The organism is Leptospira soteropolitanensis (genome assembly GCF_026151655.1).
In the GTDB taxonomy this organism is placed as follows: Bacteria; Spirochaetota; Leptospiria; order Leptospirales; family Leptospiraceae; genus Leptospira_A; species Leptospira_A soteropolitanensis.
The window spans coordinates 143,432-163,641 of the sequence record NZ_JAMQPN010000002.1 but is presented as its reverse complement, the minus strand read 5'-3'; the positions used below and the strand labels follow the sequence as shown (position 1 = coordinate 163,641).

The window sequence follows — 20,210 nt, the reverse complement described above, 5'->3', positions numbered from 1 at the left end:
CACAATGCACTCCCAGAAACGATCGTTTCTCTACGTAGTATTTTACATTTTAGGTTGATTGACAACATTGATTTTTTCATCTTGTCTGTGTAAGGGGTTTAAGAAGTTTCCATTGAATCATAATATTTTAACAACCCCAGGATTTTTCATAAATCCTCGAAAGTTGACCAGTTGGTTAATATCTTTAAGTTTACTCAGCGTCCCTATTTTTGCGGATTCTGATTTTGATGAGGATGTAAAACGAATGCAGCTTTCCCAATGGGAAAATGGCAATACAGTTCCGGAATTCCTTGAACAAGGAAACAGTCCGAAAAAACTGCGACTTACCATTTCACAAGCCATTGAACAAGTCATCGAGAACAATACTATTGTTCAAAACGCGAAGTTAGAGATTGTAAAAGCAGATAGTCCTGAATGGAAAAATGAATCCAAGTATACTTGGAAAGCTTTGGCCAGTATTCAGTCCTCCAAACAACTATTTCCAGAAAACCGAAACAACATCTTTGCGGGAACGATCCGGTCCCAGGATAAAATCTCTGCAGGAATTGAAAAACAATTCAAAACAGGGACTTATTTTAAATCGGAAATCAGCACCATCCGTTATGATGTAAACGCCTTTGAAAATCCTAATGCCCAAACAGCAGCCTTCGGAAGTTTACTGGCAGCGCCACCTATGTATACGGGAGCACTCTCCGTCACTCTTTCGCAAGAATTACTCAAATACGGATTTGGAAAAAACGAAGAAGATAAGGAAAAACTTCTAAAAAACCAAACTTTACTAGTTCGTGAAAATTATATAAACATTCTTACCCAACTTGTTGTAAAGATTTTGGTGGATTACTGGTCCTTAAGCATAGTAGATTCGCAAATTGCCACTTATGAAAAGGTTTCCAAAAATACGGAGGAGATTCGTCGTCTGACCTTGCGTAAAACTGGTCTTGGGCTTTCCGAAGGATTTGAAGTCAATCAATGGAATCAGGCCTACCTCAAAACTCAATCTCTATTAGAAAAAGCAAAAGTCGATCGAATCGAAGCAGAAAGAAATTTAATTCGAATTTTGAATGTTGATACAAAATCATCAATTGAAGGAGTCACTGATTTAAGTGAAACTCTGCCAACAGGAATCAATTTAAAAGCAGACAAAGAATATGCTCTTTCTCGTAGAACAGACTATCTTATCTTAAAAAGAGAAAGAGAAATTGCAAAACTGGCATTAAACACCGCTCTTGCCGAGGATGATCCGTCTTTACTTGCAACCTTAACGTATGGTTCCCTTGGGCAGAATTTTCTTTCCCCACAAGAGAACTTTATCGCAAGACAAAGAGGTATCACTTCTTTAAACTACCCACAAATTTTAGCAGAATTAAAAATGTCTTACCCACTTTGGGATTTAGGAATCAAAGCAGGAATTCGCGATGCGGAAACAAATCTCAAATTAAATGAGCTAAAAATCCAAAACCTAGAACAAGAAATCTCTCAGGAAATAGACAATCGATATGAAGCATTGATTTCAAGTCATGCTCTACTCAAAGACTTAGTCAAAACACGGAAAGAAACAGAGATTTTTTACAATGGACTGATGGAACGTTTTCGACAAGGTCGTTATACTGCTGTTAACGTAAAGAATGCTTTAGATAGTTTGGCAAACGCAGAACTTGCTGTTACACAAGCAAAGATCAATTTTAATATCAATTTAGTACGTTATGAACTGGCAAAAAACTCACTTTTTGAAAAGTACGGACTCGATTTGTATTCCATCTTAGAAGCAGTTGAAAAAAGAGCAAAACAAGAAACTGATAAATTATGAAAGTTTATCCTTCTAATAGAAAAGAGGAAATGGTTCGGTATAGACGAACCTTTCACCAGTTTCCAGAACTCAAATATGAAGAAAAGGAAACTGCCTCTTTTGTGCAGGCACATTTAGAATCCTTAGGTTTTCAAGTGGAATCAGGGATTGCAGAAACAGGTCTTGTGGCTTTATTTGATTCGGGGATTCCTGGGAAAACCATCCTCGTCCGAGCGGATATGGATGCCCTTCCGATTCACGAAGAAAATCATCACGAATATAAAAGTAAAAACCCCGGGAAGATGCACGCTTGTGGTCATGATGGTCACACAAGTATCCTTATGGCACTCTCTTCGGAGTTAAAATCTTCGTTCAAAGAATTTGTCCCGTGTGGTAGAGTTCTTCTTTGTTTCCAACCCGCAGAAGAAGGTGGATCTGGAGCAGACCGAATGATTGCCTCAGGAATTTTAGACAGATACCAAGTAGATTCTGTATTTGCCCTCCATGTCTGGAATCACATTGATCTAGGGAAAGTGGGAGTCGTCAACGGAACCATGATGGCTTCCGTTGATGAATTTAAAATTACAGTCAAAGGTACTTCTGGCCACGGAGCCATCCCCCAACACACGGTCGATCCAATTGTAGTCGGATCCCATTTAGTGACAGCCTTACAGACCTTAGTCTCTCGAAATGTCGATCCTTTAGAACCTTGCGTTGTAACTGTCGGTTCTTTCCATTCAGGAAATGCCTTCAATGTCATCCCGGAAACAGCAATCCTTCATGGAACAGTTCGCACTTATTCCAAATCTGTTTATGAGATGATACCCAAACGAATGGAATCTCTCGTGAACCAAATTGCCGCTGGATTTGGTGCAAAAGTTGATTTTGAATACAATCGAATCGACAAACCAACCATCAATGACCCCAAAATGGCGGATATCGTTCGAACTGCAGCAAAGAATGTTCTTGGTGAGAACTGCCTGACAGAAGAAAACACGAGAACTATGGGAGGAGAAGATTTTTCTGCCTTTCTTTTGGAACGCCCAGGTTGTTATTTTTTTATTGGTTCTAGGAACGAGGCCAAGGGTTATATCCATTCCCACCACAGTTCTTTTTTTGATTTTGATGAAGATGCCCTGCCCATTGGTCTTTCGGTAATGAAAGAAGTGATTAGAACCTACCTATTAAATTCCTAATTAACAAAATAAATCTTGCCTGTTTTTATGCCTGTTTTATTAGTTAGACATCTAACCATTTTCTGAGGATTCCAATGATTTCATTTGAACAAGTAGACGGAATCGGTTTTATCCGATTAGGCATTAACGACAAGAACAGCTTTTCCAACGAATCGTTTTTGGAACTAAAAAAAGCGATTCATACTGCAAAAGAATCCAATTCCAAAGCTATTGTTTTAAAAAGCGAGTCTGCTGGAAGTTTTTCACTCGGATTAGATCTTACAACAGTCAGCACAATGGATCTCTCCAAAGATCTGGCACCCTTTTTAAATTTGTTTTATGAAAACCTGAAAGATTTGTTTACACTTCCTGTTCCCACCATTGCAGAGATATCGGGACATGCTTTAGGATATGGGGCCATGCTTGCACTTGTTTGTGATTACCGTTATGCAACTGAGGATATTCGATTTGGTTTACCTGAAGTAAAAATAGGAATCCAAGTTCCTTCTTTTATTTATGCACTACTAGGCGAGGCTGTTGGATATGATGCTGCTAAACGCCATGTTCTTCTCGGTGATGCTTTTAAAGCAAAAGAAATGCCTTCTTTGTTTGAAGAAATTGTTGCGACAGAAGAAGACGTTAAGAAAAAATCAAAATCTCTTCAAACAAAACTAAAAAAGAATTCTTTGTCGGCAATGAAGGATACAAAATTAGGAATTCTAAATGTTCAGAAAAACATTTTATCGCTGATTGAAACTGACATAAAAGCAACTATTCAAAGTATCCAATCTAAAGATGCCCAAGAAGGAATTTCTGCTTCGGTTCAAGTAAGAAGACCAGTTTTTACATCCTAAGATAAACGGAGAATCCTTTAACTATCTTTTTTATTTCGGATGTGTTTGTAAATCACTTCGAGGATTGGATATAAAGTATCTTCGTTTTCCTTTGAAATTCCCCAAGTTTGTAACGAAAGAAGTTTAGCAGAGATAGTCACTATCTTCTTTCGTATTTTTTTTCCATCCTTTGATAAAAGGAGCGCCCACTCGCGTCCATCACTCGGAGAAGGATTTCTTTCTACTAGGCCTTCTTTCACCAAACGATTTACAAGTACAGTACATGTCGGTTTTGTTTTTTCTATGGTTTTGGCAATTTGTGTCATATTAATCGGAACTTTACTACGCAAAAGAAATGTTAAAATCTCAAAATGGGAAGTAGTCAAACCAGGATATCCCAACTTCTCCATCTCACTCCGAACAATATCTGCAATTTCCGAACTGATTCGATCAAAATACCGGACGGACCGAAATCTTTTGGGAAGCTCTCTACTCATCAAAATACAACTAACACCAAAAAGTTGGAGTACATTAACTCTTCAATGCTTCAATTTCAGAAATTTCTTTCGGAATGGATTCGGTTAAATTGACTGGATTTTTTCCTTGGATTAGAATATCATCTTCGATACGAATTCCTATCCCTCTAAATTCTTTGGGTATGGATTCATCCATTGGGTCAAAATACAATCCAGGTTCTACAGTCACGACCTGACCATCTTTTAGAGGTCTAGATTTTCCTTCTAAAAAATATCTTCCGACATCGTGTACGTCCATCCCCAAATAGTGACCTGTCCGGTGCATATAAAATTTTCTGTAAGTGCCCTTTTCGATAATTTCTTCTAAACTTCCCTTGAGAAAGCCCATGTCTCTTAGGCAATCGCTTAAGAAACGTACGGTTTTTTCATGTACTTCATTGAAAGGAATTCCTGAAATAGAATTACGGATCGCATTCTTTTGCGCATATAAAACAATTTCATAGATTGTTTTTTGGACCTCTGTGAATTTTTTCCCCACTGGAAAAACACGAGTCACATCAGCAGTATAATAATTCCACTCGGCTCCTGAGTCCACAAGAACCAAATCCCCATCTTTTAGAATATCATCATTACCCACGTAATGAAGGATACAGGCATTTTTTCCTGCTGCGACGATATGACCATATCCTCCGCCAATAGATCCGTATTTTAAATACTCATGATCAAGTAGAGCTTCCAATTCATATTCATACATCCCAGGTTTACTCTCTCGCATAATGCGCATATGGCCAAGTTTCGTAATTTCTGCCGCATTTTTTAAGAGAACTATTTCTTCTTTAGATTTGTTTAGTCTTTCTTCATGTAAAAAATTTGGGTGTTCGATTCTATGTGGGCCGAACTTTCCTTCCCTAGCGCGATCAGATAGATTTTTACATTCCGAAATCAGTTCCCGATCACGGTCAGGGTTTTCTCCGAAAAAATAGTATAAAGTATGGTTTCCTATTAGAATGGCAGGTCTTTCTTTTTCCCAATCGCTTAAGTCATAAGAGAAATCCAAACCTAACATGGATTTGATTTTTTCTTTTCCCAGCCGAATCCCTGTCCAAATTTCTTTTTCTTTGTCTTTGGGCAAACAGAACATACCTGAAACATCTTTGGTGATGACAAGGATAGAGTCTTCTTCTGTAATTCCCGTTAGGTAATAAAAATCAGAATTTTGGCGAAACTTGTATTCTACATCCCGGTTTCTAATTTTATGATTAGCAGCAAAAAGTAAAAAAATTTCCCCTTTTTTTAACTTTTTCTGAATGTTCGTTATCCGACTGCGGTATAATTTAGAGTTGTATTCTTTTGTTTTTTTATCAGGTAATTTCATATTTTAATGATTTCCTCAAGAGCTTCGAAGATTCGGACAGGATTTTGGTCCATCATACAACGGAAGTGTCCCTCAGGACAAATTCTACCGCCATGAATTCCGCAAGGCCTACAATTTAGACCTTGTACTTCCATAATTTTATGTTTATCGGAAAGACTACCATACCCAAAAGCGGGAATCGTTGCACCATAAAGCATCACTGTGGGAGTATTAAAAGCAGAAGCAAAATGAATGGGGCTCGAGTCATTTGAAATAATAGCTTTGGCGTTTTGGATCCAAACCATTAATTCTTTTAAATTCGTTTTTCCTACTAAAGAAATCAAACGACTTCGCTCGCGAAGCTGCAAAGGTTCGGTTTTCATTAATCGAAAGATTGTATTTTCAATTTCTAAGTCTGCCTTGCTTCCAATTAAAATAACTGTTTCTTTTCGTTTGCGAAGGATTTGGGTGATGACACTGACAAATTTTTCTTCTGGCATTCGTTTGGTTTCCCAAAGTGAAGAAGGAGCCACTAAAATGTAACCTTCTTCATTGGTTAGAATCTCTTTTTTCGCTTTTAAAAAGGATTCTTCCTCGAATGCACCAGGAAATAGATATGGTCTTCTTTCCCTTCCACTAGGATAATCATATTCTTCAAATAAAAGGGAAAATAGTTTTTCTACTTCATGAGGACCTTGTTTTGGTCTTTGTACCGTCTTTGTGTGTAAAAAAGAAAAGCCAGATTCTTTATAACCAATACGAATCGGAGCCCTTGTTAGGTATGATAACAAACTCGAACGAAATGAAAAATGTGCCGAATATACTTTGTTAAATGATTCTTTTTTTAACAATCCGGCAAAATGAAAAAAGGCAAAGGGATTTTTTTTGATTCGTTTTTTATCAAGTGACCAAACCTTTGTTAAATCCGAATTGTTATCCAAAACAGTTTCCGTACCAGCATTCACTAACACATGGATTTCCGCTCCGGGATGTTCTGTTTTGACCGCATGGAAAAACGACGTGGATAGGATCAGGTCACCTAAAAATGCGGTTTGGATGATGAGTATTTTTTCGGGCATCAGACTCTTTCTAATATCGACACAAAGTTGTTTGTAGCAAGTCCACCTATACTTTGCGCTACTGCCAACCGCTTTTCCGGCCATTCCTCAAAGAAGCGGCAAAGTTCGACAATTTGTGCCAAGCCCGAAGCTCCCACCGGATGGCCTCGGGATTTGAGTCCACCAGAGGAATTGATCGGAATTTTGCCCTTGGGATGGGTAAGACCTGCTTTTACCTGAAATAAGGCCTCTCCTCGTTTGAAAAAACCTGCATCTTCGGCACCGACTAGTTCGAAAGGAGTAAACGCATCGTGTAATTCTGCAAAATCTATATCATTTGGCCCCACACCAGCTTCTGCATAAGCCTTCTCAAAGGCAATTCGGTTGGCAAGAAAACTGGGATCCGCTGAAGAAAGGAAAGGAGCGGTTCCCGAACCCATCCCTTTGACTGAGAGGGCACTTGGCTCTTTGGAAAGGATGAGGGCTGCCGATCCGTCGGAAAGTGGTGAGATATCATACAAACCTAAGGGACTTGCGATCTTTGTTTGGTTTTGGTATTCTTCTAGGCTTAAATTCTTTTTGATATGTGCTTTTGGATTGAGTAACCCGTTGTCGTGTAATTTCTTTGCGATGGCAAAAAGGTCTTCTTCTTTGTATCCATAATCATTTAAATACTTTCGGGTGATCATAGCACCACCTTGTGCCATAGACATTCCTAGTGCTCTTTGTGATTCAGAAAGAACAGAACCTAACAAAAGATTACTCTCTTCTCGGCTGAGTTGGCTCATTAGTTCCGTTGCTACAACAAGTCCGTGGTCAAACCTTCCACTGAGAATTAAATTCACCCCCAATTGAAAGGCAGCAGCGCCTGAAGAAGAGGCAGTTTCCATACGTATGGAATAAACATCGCGAATTCCTAATAAACCAGGGAGTTTTGCAGATAAATGGTATTCCTTATTATAGGAATCAGGTGAAAAACTTGCGTAGATGATGAATTGAATTTTGTGAGATTGAAACTCATGTACAGATTGTTTTGCGGTCGCAAAGGATAAATCAAGTTGTGATCCTTTGTGTTTTCCGAATACACTCAATGATGGATTGTGAATGTAAACTTTCTTCATTAGAATATACTTTAAGCTTGCCTATTCTATGAAAACCAATTATCTTTCCATTTGAAGAGAGAAAATGAGGCTACCCATATGAAGGGAAAAAAAGAAGTAATCGACATTTTAGCGGAAGTTCTAGCAGCAGAACTCACAGCCATCAATCAGTATTTTATTCATGCAAAAGTCTGTAAAAATTGGGGGTATTTGGAACTTGCCGAATACCTCAGAAAAGAGTCCATCGAAGAGATGAAACATGCAGATGAAATCATCGAGAGGATTCTCTTCTTTGATGGAACTCCTGACCTACAAAAGTATCTAAAAATCAATGTAGGGCAAACGGTTCCTGAGATGTTAGACCATGACTTACAGTTAGAATACAATGCCGTAGAAAGACTCAACCGTGGCATTGACATCTGCGTAGCCGCCAAAGACAATGGAACAAGAGAACTTTTGGAAAAAATCCTTGTTTCTGAAGAAGAACACATTGATTGGATTGAAACACAAAAATCCATTATCGATTCGATTAGCCTCCCTAACTACTTGGCTCAAAAATTAGGAGACTCGGAATAAAACCTACTCACCCCACATACCATGCGATTTGCGGAGAGGGACTCTCTCCGCTTTTGGAATCAGAATTAAAGTCGTTTCATCTTAAAATCACCAGTTCCAACCGAGGTGGAGTTTTTTTTTCCGGAAAAAAAGAAGATGTCATAAAGTTTGCCATTCATACCAAGTTTGCCTCAAGGATCAACTTACAGTTATTACATGATAATGCAGACACTTACGATGAATTTTATGCCAAAACAAACGAACTCCCTTGGGAAAAATACATTGGCCCGGATGTGAGTTTTCGAATAGATGCAGAGACCAAAGATAAATTAAAGAATTCAGAATTCACCATGCATCGAACAAAAGATGCAGTCCTCGATCGTTTACGAAGTAAAAAAGTACCTCTCCCTGAAATTGAAAAACGAATGGCAGACATTACCATTGTTGTGAGATCTCATACAGACCGCTTTAGCATTGAAATCTCTCTTTCCGGTGATCCCGTGGGAAGACGAGGGTATAGGCTCTTTGCTGGGACTGCGCCTGTGAGAGAACCCATCGCACAAGCAATGCTCGAAGTCTCCGGTTGGAAAGAAGGAAATACCTTAGTGGATCCTATGTGCGGATCTGGAACTATCCTTATCGAAGCGGCTCTCAGGGAACGGCTCTATGGCGAAATCAATCGATTTCTTTTTGCGGAATCTCCTGTATTCCAAATCCTATTTCCTACGTATGTGTTTTCCGAAAGAAAAATGGAAAAACCGACATCTCCCCATATTTTTGGATTTGATGTAGATCCGGAAGCGGTTCGCATCGCTAAAGAAAATGCATACGAAGCTGGGGTAGAAGACTTTGTTACGTTTGAAGTCGGAAACTGTTTAGATCTCAAAAACAAATTTGGAGACAAAGGTCACGTGGTTACCAATCCACCTTATGGGGATCGGATTGGAAAACCAATGGAAGACCTAAAGGAGATGTATTTCCAATTTGGAAAGGTCATTAAAAATGAATTTGGCGGTTGGAAGTTTACCGTACTTTCTGGAGATTTCTCTCTGCTTGGTAAATTTGGACTCAAAGAAAACGCACATTTAAGTTTGAAACATGCCAACCTCAAAGCAAAGATTGTTGATTATGAAATCCGAGGGGGGAAATGAAATCCAAAGACGTACTCAGTCGGGTCTTTGAAATCACAAGAGATCCAAGAGATGGACTACTTTTCTTAAAGGAATTCCAATCTCTATCACCTGAATCGTTTGCGATTCTTTATGCGGATTCAGAAACCATTTTTGATAGTTCGGAAGCCTTATTTTCAGATCTAAAACTACTCTACCAACTGGATCTTTTTCCCTTTGTCATTTTGGAAATAGATAGTTTCCAATACTTAAAAGTTTTTTTCCCACTGGAACAAGTGAATGCAGATGGCGAAAGAAGCCTTGGTTTCTCCTACCAAGTGGTGGATCGAAACCAACCTCTAAAAGAAGAAGTCACAAAAAGTATCGGTCAGAAAAAAATCCCAATTTTACTTTGGGATGATGAAAAGGAAAAACTTTCCGCACTTATTGACCGTTGTCGTTCTATCCTGCATTCCTCCAAAGTTATTTATGTATCCATTGATGGTCCATTAAAAGACCCAAATACAAGTAAGGTAAAATCTATCTTACAAAGTGATTCTCATTTGTCTCTTCCGGAAGGGATGACACTTTCTCGGTCGCAGGAAGAATTCATCCAACTTTCAGAAGACTTATTGTCCAAAATGGAAGATCCAAAATTTAGCATTGTTCTCACTTCCCCATTCACTCTACTCACAGAACTTTTTACCGTCAAAGGAAGTGGAACTCTCGTTAAGCGAAAAAACAAAATCAGGGTTTGTCATTCTACTGAGGACGTTGATATGCCAAGAGTATTCCAACTCATTGAAGAATCATTTGGTAAACCTTTAAAACCAGAATTTTACAAAACTAAATTTGATGTTTTATTTTTAGAAGAGTCATACAGAGCCTGCGCTTGGATGCAAAAAACAAAACATGGGTATTTGCTTTCTAAATTTGCAGTGAATGGTGTGGCAAGAGGTGCAGGTGTAGGTCGCGATATCTGGGATCAAATCTTAGAACATTGCCGACCACTGTTTTGGCGAAGCAAACCAGACAATAATATTAACAAATGGTATATGTCTGTCGCACAAGGCATTGAAAAGGATGAAAGTTGGTATTATTATTGGTTGGGACTGGACCAATCACTCATTCCTGCGACCATCCAAATATTAAAATCGCAACCGGAAGATTTTTATCCAAAGTAATCCAAAACCAATGTTATCTAAAAATTCAGTCTTAGTTTATGATGGGAACTGTGAGTTTTGTACCCGACTGGCAAAATCCATTCGAGAAAAAACAAAAGATCAAGTTGACATTATTTCCTTTCATAAGCTCACAGACGAAGAACTTCAGTCCCTTCATAAACAACTAAACAAAACCTTATGTGCGGGGGAAGTCCAACTCATCGAATCAGGAAATCGATATCCAGGGTTCTTTGCCGTAAGGCAACTTTTTTGGAAAATGGACAAATACAAATACTTCAGTTTCCTTTTGTATTTGCCCCTAGTTCCATTTTTCGGAATGGGGGTTATGTTTTTTTTGAAACGTTTCCGAACTAAACTTTTGTAAGGTGTTCCTCATCCAAACGAGAGAGTCCTTTGTAAAATTCTTCCCTTGCCAAAAGGGCCAGTTGATTACCTTCGATCACTTGGTTCTTTGCTTCGTCTGTGATTGCAGTTTCTTCAATCAGTTCAAACATACGTTGGCTATGGCCTTCATCCGCTTCCAAATTTACCTGGAAAAATTTACCTTCGGGAAGTACCATTTCTGTTTTTAGTTTTTTATATGCTTCAGAGATCTGCGAATATTCTAATTTCAAAAGGTATTCATTTGCCGGCCCGAGCGCCCCAAGCCCATAAAAAAATCCTTTTGCAATGATGGACTCCATTTTATCCAAATAAGTTTTTGTTTCTGGCAAAATTGTATGGTTTGTAAAATCAAAGTTAAGTTTTGTTAAAAATTCTATGAGAATCGAAACATGGGTGTCTGCGATATTTCCCTCTCCAAGTTCTCCCCAAATATTTTCCACAAGAACAATTTTTGCATTTTGGTTTCTTGTTTTGGCAGCTACTAACAAAAACCAATCCACAAAGCCAATCGATACAAAGTATTCTTGGCTTAACCATAAAATTAAGTCATTAAAACTCATTGAGGTACTACGTTCCAACAACCATTTTGATCTAAGGATGGGATGAGATTCTACATCCTTTTTTAAAGTTTCCACGATTTTCATAGGTTTTTATCCTTTGCATATTGATAACGATGATGGTGTTTATATTCCTGAAATCCTAAATCCAAAACATAACTTAGTAGTTCAGAGTAAGTTTTACCACTTTTTTCCCATAACAATGGCAAGGTGGAATAGACAGAAGAAAAACCCGGTGTGGCATTAACTTCCAAAAGATATGGCAGATCTTTTTCCAATTTAAAATCGATCCGAATATAACCAGAACTTCCGAGTAAACTCGCAATTTTCAATGCATAGGTTATTAGAGACTCAGACAAATCTTTTGGCACAGTAAAATCCAATGATTCAACAAAGTTTTCTTTGGATTTGACAAGATCACTGTAAACAGAACCTGGATAATCAACAAAGGCTGGGGCTGTGGTAGTATACTCACCCTTGTTTCCAAATACTGCGATCGTTAGTTCCCTTCCTGAGAGGTAGGATTCCGCAATGACGGAATGGAATTTTTCTACCAAAGCTGGCAGAACATTCCTCCATTCGGCAATATTCTGAATTAGATTTTTTTCGTTAATACCAAGACTTGAACCTTCTCCATTTGGTTTGACGAATAAGGGAAAGTTCCCCTGCGGTGTTTCATTTTTATCTTCCACAAGCCATGAATCTGCTGTGGGAATTCCAAAGGATCTTAAAAAAAGTTTCGTTTTGTATTTATCTAAAGTTAGAGTTTGGACTGCCGCAGAGCTTCCCGTATGAGGCACGGCTAAATATTCGCATAACGCCGGTATGTAAGCTTCTCTGTTTGGGGACTGGTATCCTTCCACAAGATTCCAAACGATCCAATTACGTCTCTCATCCAAGGGAATGTTACTGAGAACAGAAGTGATCTCTGTTGGGTTTGATAAAACCGCTACATCATAACCTAAATCCAGGATGGTTTGTTCCATCTTTTGTATGGATTCTTCCGATTCCCATTCCTGAGAAAATTCGGGGGTGTTCGCATCATATACATCGCAAGCGAGGATCACAGTGCCTTTCATAATCCCAGTTTCTCCAAATCAGCATCACTGAGAACAGGGTAATAGGATTCTTTGGTGGAATCTACAGGTTCGAAGGATAAATGTATTTTTTTTGTGACTGCTGATCGAAATACATGTTGGCGGGTTTTGGGAATATACCCCAAATACCAGTTAGGTGAAATGGTAATTTTGCCACCTCCACCAGGAAGGTCATTCACAAATTGGGGAATCCCCATCCCTCCAATTTTACCTCTCATGTATTCTACAATTTCTATCCCACGGGCAAGTGGAGTTCGAAAACCCCGAGATCCAGGGATGAGCTCCGGGTCATAAAGATAATAAGCACGAACTCGCATTTCCAAAAGTTTTTTATGAAGACTAAGCATGGTCTCTTCCTCATCGTTAATCCCTTTTAAAAGAACAGACTGGTTCCCGACTGATACACCTACTTTTAATAACCGAAGGACCGCTTCTTTAGATTCTTGGGTGCATTCTTTTGGATGATTGAACTGAGTGTTACAAAAAATAGATAGTTGCTCGTTGTTATATTTTTCAATGATTTTGCATAAGGCTTCAGTGATCCTAAATGGTAAAGTGACTGGGTTTCTTGTGCCCAATCTACAGATTTTTACATGTGGGATCGAGTTTAACTCAGAGAGGATCCATTCGATTCTAGCATCGCTTAAGTTGAGAGGATCTCCACCGCTGATGACTACATCTTCTATCTCAGGATGGTTTCGTATGTAATCAAATGCCCTCTCCAAATCCGCTTTTTCCATTCTTTCTTCATTGGAAGAAACCTTTCGGCCTCGCATACAATGGCGACAATACACACTGCAGGAATGGTTGGAAAATAATAGTACCCGATTGGGATACATATGAGTCAGCCCACGAACAGGGCTTAGCCTTTCTTCATCCAAGGGATCACTACTTTCTTCCGAGGAAAGGACTGCCTCTTCTGATCTGGGAACAATCATTTTTCGAATCGGACAACTCGGATCATCAGGACTCGACAAAGACAGGTAATATGGAGTGGTAGAAACATGCAAACGAATGGTTTCTTTAATTCCGATGATTTCCGATTCCGTGAGAACAAAATAACGAGATAAGTCCTCTCCTTTCACACGATTCTGTAACTGCGAGGTGTGATCCGTCCAATTCGTCCGAGTATACAACTCTTCGCGCGCCTTAAGAACTTCTGATAAACTGCTTTGCACGAGCATAACTTCCAATTCCTTACTTGCCAAGAGACCGCCAAATTCTTTTCTGGTGGTAATGCAAGAAAACCGCCTGGGGGAAATCCGCATGGTCGCCTTCGATGTCGATGGGACCTTATTTTCCTCAGAATCCATAATCTTTAAGACCTATGTGCAGGCAATCGAAGAGTTTGCACAAAAGACGGGAAAAATCACGTCCTTGCCGAGTCATGACCAGATTATGAATGAGATTGGGAAACCAGTTCGCACCATCTTTAAAAATCTATTGCCAGACCTTCCTGAATCCGAACGAGACCAGATTTCTGGAAGAGTACTAGATTTACTCTGTGACTCCATCCGCAGTGGTGGTGGTGATTTTTATGCGGGTGTCGGCTCTACCATCCATTATCTCAAAGAAAAGGGATATACCATTACTTGTGCCTCCAACGGAAGAAAAGCTTATATTGAAACCGTTTTGGATACAGCAGGAGTGTTACAATACTTTGAACCAATTGTTGTCATCAACCAAGACACAATCCATACCAAAGGTGAGATCCTTGCAGAGTATGTTCGTAAATACAATTTAGAACCAAGTGCCATTGCGATGATTGGAGATAGGCATAGTGACTGGGAAGCGGCAAGAGAAAACGGATGCCCCTTTGGTTTCTGTACCTACGGTCACGGCCTTCCCGGAGAAATTCCCGATTTCGATTGGAAATTCGATAATTTAACCACTTTAAAAGATTTTTTTTAAATTCGAAACTCTCTACTTTTCCGACATTGATACTGTGGCGGTACATCCCCAAATTCAAGAAGACAAATGGAAATCATTACGCTATTTGATTGGCGGAATCTTTCTTGTACTGGTACTCATCGAAAAGTCGATGGGATTTGATCCCAAAGCCACTGGAAGTTTCCTTCCCAAACAAGGATTTCGCAATATTGGAAAGTCTCAAGAAAGGGCTAAATTTGCAGAACCCTCTGATCCATTTACCAAAGAAAATTGGGAAGATGATTTAAACTGGGAGGAAGAAGTCCTCACGCAAACCTTTCCGGATACTTTGCCAAAACCAAAACCACAGACAAAACTAATGGATGATACCATTCCAGAAATCACCCTTCCCGAAGATAGGTTTCCTGGCCCCGGCAAACGCCTGCAAGCGGATGCTGGTTATTTGTCAGTGTATTTTTTAAAATTTTACGGAACTGGTAAAAACAGCCAATCGCAATTAGTCAAACTTAGCCGGGAATTTCCGGGTGGAGATCCGATTCCTTTTTTATTCCAAGAATTAACCAAAGGACCAAATCCAGAAGAAAAAGGAAAAGGCGTTCTTTCAGCTTTGTCTAAAAAAATTCGTATGGAACCTAATTATCGATTGGACAACGGAATCCTCCACCTCTCCATTTCGGAAGACATCGGTTATGGCGGAAGTATGGAGATATTAAAAGACAGACTAGACCAAATAGCCTATACCATGATTGGAAATTTTGGAATCAAAGGGGTAATTCTATATTCCAATGGTGAAAAGATTCGAACATTGGGAAGTGATGGATTGACGATTCCCGAAGTCCTTGCCAAATCTCAAAGAAAGGTAATTATTTTCTAGTTCAGGAAATGGTTTACAGATCTTAGATTTTCTGTATTTTTAGTTCTGGTTCGTACATGCGCAGGCATACATTCAAAAGATACTTCTTTGTATTTCGTAAAATGTTTTTACGAACCTACCATCCTAGTTTCACCGCCACAAATATTTCCGACATAGGCTCTTCGCTACAGATTTTTAGTGTGATGACGGCCTTTACAGCCATCATCTCTCTTCTGTTTGTCGATTCCCTCGTGCGAACCAAAGAAGCTAGTTTCTGGATTGCTTTTTTCAGAATCTCGTCGCTTGCTATTTGTTTTTTTGTTTATCTCTTTGGAAAAAAGAGGGTAAAACTTTTCCAAAGACATATTTACGGGATTACAAGTCTTGTACTTATCGGCCTCATTTTACTCTATATACCCATGATGGTCTATGATAAACCGAACCATGCTTATTATCTATTTGGTTCGGCCATTGTCATCGCCAGTGCCTCGATCCTTCTATGGATTGAACCTTTCCGAATTCTACTTCTTTCCACCTTGTACATTGCTGTCTTCATCCCCTTACATTTAAATTTTTCGCGAATCCAAGGTTTTGATCGTTTTGTCTTTTATCAAGATGTGCTGATAGTTTCCTTTTTACTAGCTTTTGGATTTGTGGCAAACCTCCTCATCAACTACTGGCGGTTTGAAGAATACCGGGTAAAGGCAAGATTACGGATCACTGTAGGGAAATTACTCCGTATCAATCAAAAAATAGAAGATCTCTCCCGGGTGGATTCGATGACTGAACTATTTAACAGGCGTCATCTGCTAGAACAGTTTGATCTCTATAAAAAAAGATCCAACCGAGAAGGGTTTATCATCGGACTTGTGATTTTGGATTTAGACCGTCTCAAAGCAATTAATGATAAATACGGTCACAAACAAGGAGATCTTGCCATCCAGGCATTTGCGAAAACGGTAAAATCCAGGACAAGGATCACAGACATTGCAGCGCGGATAGGGGGAGATGAATTTTGTCTTCTTGTATCCCCCATTGATAAAGAAGGTCTGCAGGTTCTTGCCGAATCGATTCGTGAAAAACTAGAGCGACTACAAATCCCGATCCACAACCAACCTGGCGAATTCCTTACTTTAACTGTATCAATTGGAGCCACACTTTTTCGTCCCGAAGATGATCCCAGTTTTGACGAACTATACCACAAAATTGACACGGCTCTCTATACCTCGAAAAATGAGGGGAGAAACCGAATCACACTGATAGAATCTTAAAAAAATGATAGACAAGATATCAAAAATCTGGAGTATTAAAATTGAGACTGATTCTCAGTTTATGTCCATAACGGATAAGGTGTAAAATTCCAAAGATGGGTGAAAGCCCGTCTTTTTTTTTGCCTCCTCTACTTTCTATTAGCTTTAAGCTAAAAAACTACAGGTTGCAAGGGATTGACAATTTATTCCACTCCGGCTCGATTGCCTTCGTATTCTTCTTCGTACATTAAATTCCTTCGGATGGGCTGGAATCCTCCTTCTTTTAAAAACTTACGTGCTTCCTTTTCTGTTTTTAGCCCGAAGGAACGAAGTACATTTTCTTCAATGACAACAGAAGAAATATCATCTGCCCCGGAATAGAGTGCCAGTTGCCCCACACCTTTTCCAAGAACCATAACGGAAGTTTCGATATGTTTGATATTGTCTAGGAAGATCCGGCAGATCCCAAGAACCTTTAAGTATTCATGAGTGGGAACGGGTCTTACTTTGAACCTTTTGGTCTGTGGTTGGAAGGTCCAAGGGATAAAAGATAAAAATCCACCTGTGCGGTCTTGGAGGTCTCGAACGACAGATAAGTGTTCGATCACCTCTTCCTCTGTTTCTTCCGATCCAAATACGACATTGGCAGATCCAAGAAGTCCCACTTCGTGACAGGTTTCCATCGCTCTTACCCATTCTGATACACTGGCTTTTTTTGGAGAAATGATTTGGCGCATTCTCTCTGTGAGAATTTCAGCCCCAGCCCCTGGAACCGAATCAAGGCCTGCTTCTTTTAAAATGAGTAATACTTCACGTAAAGGTTTACCCGTAATAGTTTCTAAATTGATCACTTCCACAGGAGAAAAGGCACGGATATGCATCTTTGGGTATTTTGCTTTTACGGTGCGAATCACATCTAAATAATATTCGAAAGGAAGGTTTGGATAGACCCCCCCTTGGAGGAACATTTGGTCCGCCCCTTCTTCTACAGCGTAATCCATTTTTTGTAGGATCTCTTCTTTCGAGAGTACATATCCTTTTCCATTCCCTATCTCGTCCATAAAGGAACAAAAATTGCACTCTACATTGCAATAGTTGGTATAATTGACTACCCGAAACATTGTGTAACTGGCTTCTGAATGAGGTCTCACCTTCTCCCGAAGAAACCGCGCCACCATTTGGATCTTTAAAAAATCGCCTTCTTGGTAAAGGATGAGGGCTTCCTCAGGAGAGATGCGTTTGCCCTCTGCCGCACGCAAAAGGATGGCATCACTAGGGTCTTTTGGGCTAAATGAAAACGAGTCTAAGTTCATGATCTCTACCTACTTGGACAGGAAATCTGCTGACAGATCCCTGTAAAAACCGAATTTTCCTGGACATTCATTTTTCTATACAAATCCTAGGAAATACCAAACACCTTAAGGGCATAAACATAAATGGATATCGGAAGAATTCTCTTTCACCTATTATTCACAGCATTTTTCGTCGTGGCAAACATTGTCTTTGTCCGCGCCATCCTTTATAGGCTCGGACTGATCTTCAATGGTCGTCCTGCTTTCTTCAATGAAGATGCGAAAAAGAACCTAAATATTGGATTTCGTCTCAAAAGTTTTTTAATAAACGTTGTCCTACAAAAGAAAAATTTCCGGGAACCAGTACGCGGTATCATGCACGCATTTGTGTTCTACGGATTTCTAGTGTATACCATCCACACAACAAGCCAAATGGTGGCAGGTGTATTTGGTTATGTTATGGAAGATCCTTACAAATTTGCTCTTCCTGAATTTCTTTTTGGTGAATCAGCAAATCATATCTATGAACAAGCGGTAAACTATGTTTCCATTCTTGTACTCACAGGTCTTGGTTTCTTTGCTTGGAGACGTTGGATCAAAAAAGCAAAAGGTCTTGATGTTCACTCTCCTGCTTCTGCAGTAGTGATCAGTATGATTGCAACCCTTATGGTAACCACCTTACTGGGAAATGGTGCAAAAACCGTTGCAGCAACTTACTTTTCTCATGCAGGTCTTATTGATGGTGCGATTGGATCTGTTTGGGAATCGATTGGTGTTGCCAATTCTTCTGCTGATACTGTTTTCCAAATCATGTGGTGGGGTCATATCCTTACCGTGTTTGCTTTTATGTTGTATGTTCCAACTTCCAAACACGCTCACTTAATTTTTGCTCCGTTTAACTACTTCCTTGCGACTGACACTCCGAAAGGCCAACTTTCTAAACTCAATTTAGATGATGAAAATGCAGTTTGGGGTTCCAACCGTGTGGAAGATTTTCCTTGGCCAAACCTACTCGATGGTATGTCTTGTATCGAATGTGGACGTTGCCAAGTGGAATGTCCTGCCAACCGAACAGGAAAAGTCCTAAACCCAAAAGCTATCATTGTAGAACTTAAACACCAAATGTTAGAGAAAATGCCAGAAGTAGCAGCTGCACGTGCTGGAAAAACTCCTGAAGAAGCAGCAGAAGCAGTGGCTGCCCTAGAAACAGGAGTCATCAACTCGCACGAAGGTTTAAGTGAAGAAGCACTTTGGGGATGTACTACTTGTTATGCGTGTGTAGAAGCATGCCCTGTAGGAAATAACCAAGTGAACGCCATCATTGAAATGCGCCGTCATCTAGTTCTTGCCGAATCAAAAATGAGTCCTGAACTTCAAAAAGCCTTCACAAATATGGAAAACAATTCCAATCCTTGGGGTGTGGGTGCTCATACAAGAGCAGACTGGGCAGAAGGCCTTAATGTAAAAGTTCTTTCAGAAGCAGAAGACAAAAACGTGGACGTACTCTATTGGGTAGGTTGTGCCGGTGCTTTTGATGAAAGAAATAAAAAGATCTCTCGTGATTTTGTCAAAATTATGCAAAAAGCAGATGTTAACTTTGGAATCCTTGGAACGGAAGAAGGATGTTCGGGAGACTCTGCTCGCCGCGGCGGTAATGAATATTTATACCAAACTTTGGCACAAACAAACGTAGACACAATCAACGGTTATGGAATTAAAAAAATCGTAACTGCATGTCCACATTGTTACAACACAATCAAAAACGAATACCCACAATTTGGTGGAAACTTCGAAGTCATTCACCACTCAGAGTACATCAACCAACTTTCTAAAGAAGGTAAAATTGATGTGAAAGTGGCTGATGATGCTAAAACCGGGAAATACACCTACCACGATTCTTGTTACATAGGTCGATATAACAACAATTACGACAATCCTCGTGATGTTGTGAAAAAAGTGTCTGGTGGAAAAATCGAAGAAGCAGTAGATCATCACTCCAAAGGACTTTGTTGTGGAGCAGGTGGTGCGCAGTACTGGATGGAAGAACATGTGGATGAATCCAATCCGGAAAGTATGCGTGTGAATAGTAAACGTACAGGACAACTTCTTGATACTGGTGCTACGACCATTGCTACGGCTTGTCCATTCTGTATCACAATGATTACAGATGGTGTAAAAGCCGCTGAAAAAATTGATTCTGTAAAAGTAAAAGACATTGCAGAATTAGTTGCTGAAAACATCGACTAACAAGTCAGAG

The 20,210-nt window shown here is 39.6% G+C and carries 19 protein-coding genes; 11 read left to right on the top strand and 8 right to left on the bottom strand.

The window, feature by feature from the left end; translation table 11 throughout:
* Positions 1–244: 244 nt before the first annotated feature.
* The 3 genes from ND811_RS05460 (at position 245) to ND811_RS05450 (ending at position 3,815) form a co-directional block, all read left to right on the top strand.
* Positions 245–1,807 (top strand): TolC family protein, encoded by a 1,563-nt coding sequence (locus ND811_RS05460; RefSeq protein WP_265351605.1) that lies wholly within the window; start codon positions 245–247, stop codon positions 1,805–1,807.
* Positions 1,804–2,982 (top strand): M20 metallopeptidase family protein, encoded by a 1,179-nt coding sequence (locus ND811_RS05455; RefSeq protein ID WP_265351107.1) that lies wholly within the window; start codon positions 1,804–1,806, stop codon positions 2,980–2,982. Before ND811_RS05460 ends, ND811_RS05455 begins: the two co-directional genes overlap by 4 nt.
* Positions 2,983–3,056: 74 nt before the next feature.
* Positions 3,057–3,815 (top strand): enoyl-CoA hydratase/isomerase family protein, encoded by a 759-nt coding sequence (locus ND811_RS05450; protein ID WP_265351106.1) that lies wholly within the window; start codon positions 3,057–3,059, stop codon positions 3,813–3,815.
* A gap of 17 nt (positions 3,816–3,832) precedes the next feature.
* Here the strand turns inward: ND811_RS05450 and ND811_RS05445 are convergent, their stop codons facing one another.
* The 4 genes from ND811_RS05445 to ND811_RS05430 are packed head-to-tail and all read right to left on the bottom strand — an operon-like array spanning position 3,833 to position 7,803.
* On the bottom strand, positions 3,833–4,291 hold the full coding sequence (locus ND811_RS05445) for a MarR family winged helix-turn-helix transcriptional regulator (protein ID WP_265351105.1): 459 nt from the start codon (positions 4,289–4,291) through the stop codon (positions 3,833–3,835).
* A 34-nt stretch (positions 4,292–4,325) separates the two neighbouring features.
* Positions 4,326–5,645, bottom strand: a complete 1,320-nt coding sequence (locus tag ND811_RS05440; protein ID WP_265351104.1) for an aminopeptidase P N-terminal domain-containing protein — start codon at positions 5,643–5,645, stop codon at positions 4,326–4,328.
* Entirely contained in the window at positions 5,642–6,703 is a 1,062-nt protein-coding gene (gene waaF, locus ND811_RS05435; protein ID WP_265351103.1) for a lipopolysaccharide heptosyltransferase II, read from the bottom strand. The genes ND811_RS05440 and waaF overlap by 4 nt, the downstream gene beginning before the upstream one ends.
* Positions 6,703–7,803 carry a thiolase family protein gene (locus ND811_RS05430; protein WP_265351102.1) on the bottom strand — a complete coding sequence of 367 codons (1,101 nt, stop codon included), beginning with the start codon at positions 7,801–7,803 and terminating at the stop codon, positions 6,703–6,705. Before ND811_RS05430 ends, waaF begins: the two co-directional genes overlap by 1 nt.
* Positions 7,804–7,881: 78 nt before the next feature.
* Here ND811_RS05430 and bfr point away from each other — a divergent pair, with 78 nt between their 5' ends.
* Genes bfr through ND811_RS05410 form a run of 4 tightly spaced genes read left to right on the top strand, consistent with a single transcriptional unit; the run spans position 7,882 to position 10,994 of the window.
* On the top strand, positions 7,882–8,358 hold the full coding sequence (gene bfr, locus ND811_RS05425; protein ID WP_100717537.1) for a bacterioferritin: 477 nt from the start codon (positions 7,882–7,884) through the stop codon (positions 8,356–8,358).
* Complete coding sequence (locus ND811_RS05420; RefSeq protein ID WP_407658877.1) at positions 8,340–9,488, top strand: THUMP domain-containing class I SAM-dependent RNA methyltransferase; 1,149 nt, start codon at positions 8,340–8,342, stop codon at positions 9,486–9,488. The genes bfr and ND811_RS05420 overlap by 19 nt, the downstream gene beginning before the upstream one ends.
* On the top strand, positions 9,485–10,630 hold the full coding sequence (locus ND811_RS05415) for an acetylglutamate kinase (RefSeq protein WP_265351100.1): 1,146 nt from the start codon (positions 9,485–9,487) through the stop codon (positions 10,628–10,630). The genes ND811_RS05420 and ND811_RS05415 overlap by 4 nt, the downstream gene beginning before the upstream one ends.
* A gap of 10 nt (positions 10,631–10,640) precedes the next feature.
* A complete protein-coding gene (locus tag ND811_RS05410; protein WP_265351099.1) occupies positions 10,641–10,994 on the top strand; it encodes a DCC1-like thiol-disulfide oxidoreductase family protein in 354 nt (117 codons plus the stop codon).
* Here ND811_RS05410 and ND811_RS05405 read toward each other — a convergent pair.
* From ND811_RS05405 to ND811_RS05395, 3 genes are read right to left on the bottom strand one after another with little or no spacing between them, the layout of a single operon-like run.
* Positions 10,981–11,658, bottom strand: a complete 678-nt coding sequence (locus tag ND811_RS05405; protein ID WP_265351098.1) for an iron-containing redox enzyme family protein — start codon at positions 11,656–11,658, stop codon at positions 10,981–10,983. The genes ND811_RS05410 and ND811_RS05405 overlap by 14 nt on opposite strands.
* Positions 11,655–12,650 carry a D-alanine--D-alanine ligase family protein gene (locus ND811_RS05400; protein WP_265351097.1) on the bottom strand — a complete coding sequence of 332 codons (996 nt, stop codon included), beginning with the start codon at positions 12,648–12,650 and terminating at the stop codon, positions 11,655–11,657. Before ND811_RS05400 ends, ND811_RS05405 begins: the two co-directional genes overlap by 4 nt.
* A complete protein-coding gene (locus ND811_RS05395) occupies positions 12,647–13,852 on the bottom strand; it encodes a KamA family radical SAM protein (protein WP_265351604.1) in 1,206 nt (401 codons plus the stop codon). The genes ND811_RS05400 and ND811_RS05395 overlap by 4 nt, the downstream gene beginning before the upstream one ends.
* 82 nt (positions 13,853–13,934) lie before the next feature.
* Here ND811_RS05395 and ND811_RS05390 point away from each other — a divergent pair, with 82 nt between their 5' ends.
* The 3 genes from ND811_RS05390 to ND811_RS05380 all read left to right on the top strand — a co-directional run bounded on the left by ND811_RS05390 (position 13,935) and on the right by ND811_RS05380 (position 16,682).
* A complete protein-coding gene (locus ND811_RS05390; RefSeq protein WP_265351096.1) occupies positions 13,935–14,579 on the top strand; it encodes an HAD family hydrolase in 645 nt (214 codons plus the stop codon).
* Positions 14,580–14,613: 34 nt separating this feature from the next.
* The gene (locus tag ND811_RS05385; protein WP_265351095.1) at positions 14,614–15,432 is read left to right on the top strand and encodes a GerMN domain-containing protein; all 819 of its coding nucleotides are present in this window, start codon (positions 14,614–14,616) and stop codon (positions 15,430–15,432) included.
* 101 nt (positions 15,433–15,533) lie between these two features.
* A complete protein-coding gene (locus ND811_RS05380; RefSeq protein WP_265351094.1) occupies positions 15,534–16,682 on the top strand; it encodes a GGDEF domain-containing protein in 1,149 nt (382 codons plus the stop codon).
* A 182-nt stretch (positions 16,683–16,864) separates the two neighbouring features.
* Here the strand turns inward: ND811_RS05380 and mqnC are convergent, their stop codons facing one another.
* On the bottom strand, positions 16,865–17,974 hold the full coding sequence (gene mqnC, locus ND811_RS05375; protein ID WP_265351093.1) for a cyclic dehypoxanthinyl futalosine synthase: 1,110 nt from the start codon (positions 17,972–17,974) through the stop codon (positions 16,865–16,867).
* A 123-nt stretch (positions 17,975–18,097) separates the two neighbouring features.
* On the opposite strand from mqnC, the gene ND811_RS05370 reads away from it, so the two are divergent.
* Entirely contained in the window at positions 18,098–20,200 is a 2,103-nt protein-coding gene (locus ND811_RS05370) for a (Fe-S)-binding protein (protein ID WP_265351092.1), read from the top strand.
* The last annotated feature ends 10 nt before the right edge of the window (positions 20,201–20,210 follow it).

Coding starts and splice junctions, on each gene's coding strand:
- ND811_RS05440 (WP_265351104.1), bottom strand. CDS start 5,645: ATGAAATTACCTGATAAAAAAACAAAAGAATACAACTCTAAATTATAC.
- ND811_RS05415 (WP_265351100.1), top strand. CDS start 9,485: ATGAAATCCAAAGACGTACTCAGTCGGGTCTTTGAAATCACAAGAGAT.
- ND811_RS05380 (WP_265351094.1), top strand. CDS start 15,534: ATGTTTTTACGAACCTACCATCCTAGTTTCACCGCCACAAATATTTCC.
- ND811_RS05395 (WP_265351604.1), bottom strand. CDS start 13,852: ATGCTCGTGCAAAGCAGTTTATCAGAAGTTCTTAAGGCGCGCGAAGAG.
- ND811_RS05410 (WP_265351099.1), top strand. CDS start 10,641: ATGTTATCTAAAAATTCAGTCTTAGTTTATGATGGGAACTGTGAGTTT.
- ND811_RS05450 (WP_265351106.1), top strand. CDS start 3,057: ATGATTTCATTTGAACAAGTAGACGGAATCGGTTTTATCCGATTAGGC.
- waaF (WP_265351103.1), bottom strand. CDS start 6,703: ATGCCCGAAAAAATACTCATCATCCAAACCGCATTTTTAGGTGACCTG.
- ND811_RS05430 (WP_265351102.1), bottom strand. CDS start 7,803: ATGAAGAAAGTTTACATTCACAATCCATCATTGAGTGTATTCGGAAAA.
- ND811_RS05390 (WP_265351096.1), top strand. CDS start 13,935: ATGGTCGCCTTCGATGTCGATGGGACCTTATTTTCCTCAGAATCCATA.
- ND811_RS05445 (WP_265351105.1), bottom strand. CDS start 4,291: ATGAGTAGAGAGCTTCCCAAAAGATTTCGGTCCGTCCGGTATTTTGAT.
- ND811_RS05460 (WP_265351605.1), top strand. CDS start 245: ATGCAGCTTTCCCAATGGGAAAATGGCAATACAGTTCCGGAATTCCTT.
- mqnC (WP_265351093.1), bottom strand. CDS start 17,974: ATGAACTTAGACTCGTTTTCATTTAGCCCAAAAGACCCTAGTGATGCC.
- bfr (WP_100717537.1), top strand. CDS start 7,882: ATGAAGGGAAAAAAAGAAGTAATCGACATTTTAGCGGAAGTTCTAGCA.
- ND811_RS05405 (WP_265351098.1), bottom strand. CDS start 11,658: ATGAAAATCGTGGAAACTTTAAAAAAGGATGTAGAATCTCATCCCATC.
- ND811_RS05370 (WP_265351092.1), top strand. CDS start 18,098: ATGGATATCGGAAGAATTCTCTTTCACCTATTATTCACAGCATTTTTC.
- ND811_RS05400 (WP_265351097.1), bottom strand. CDS start 12,650: ATGAAAGGCACTGTGATCCTCGCTTGCGATGTATATGATGCGAACACC.
- ND811_RS05455 (WP_265351107.1), top strand. CDS start 1,804: ATGAAAGTTTATCCTTCTAATAGAAAAGAGGAAATGGTTCGGTATAGA.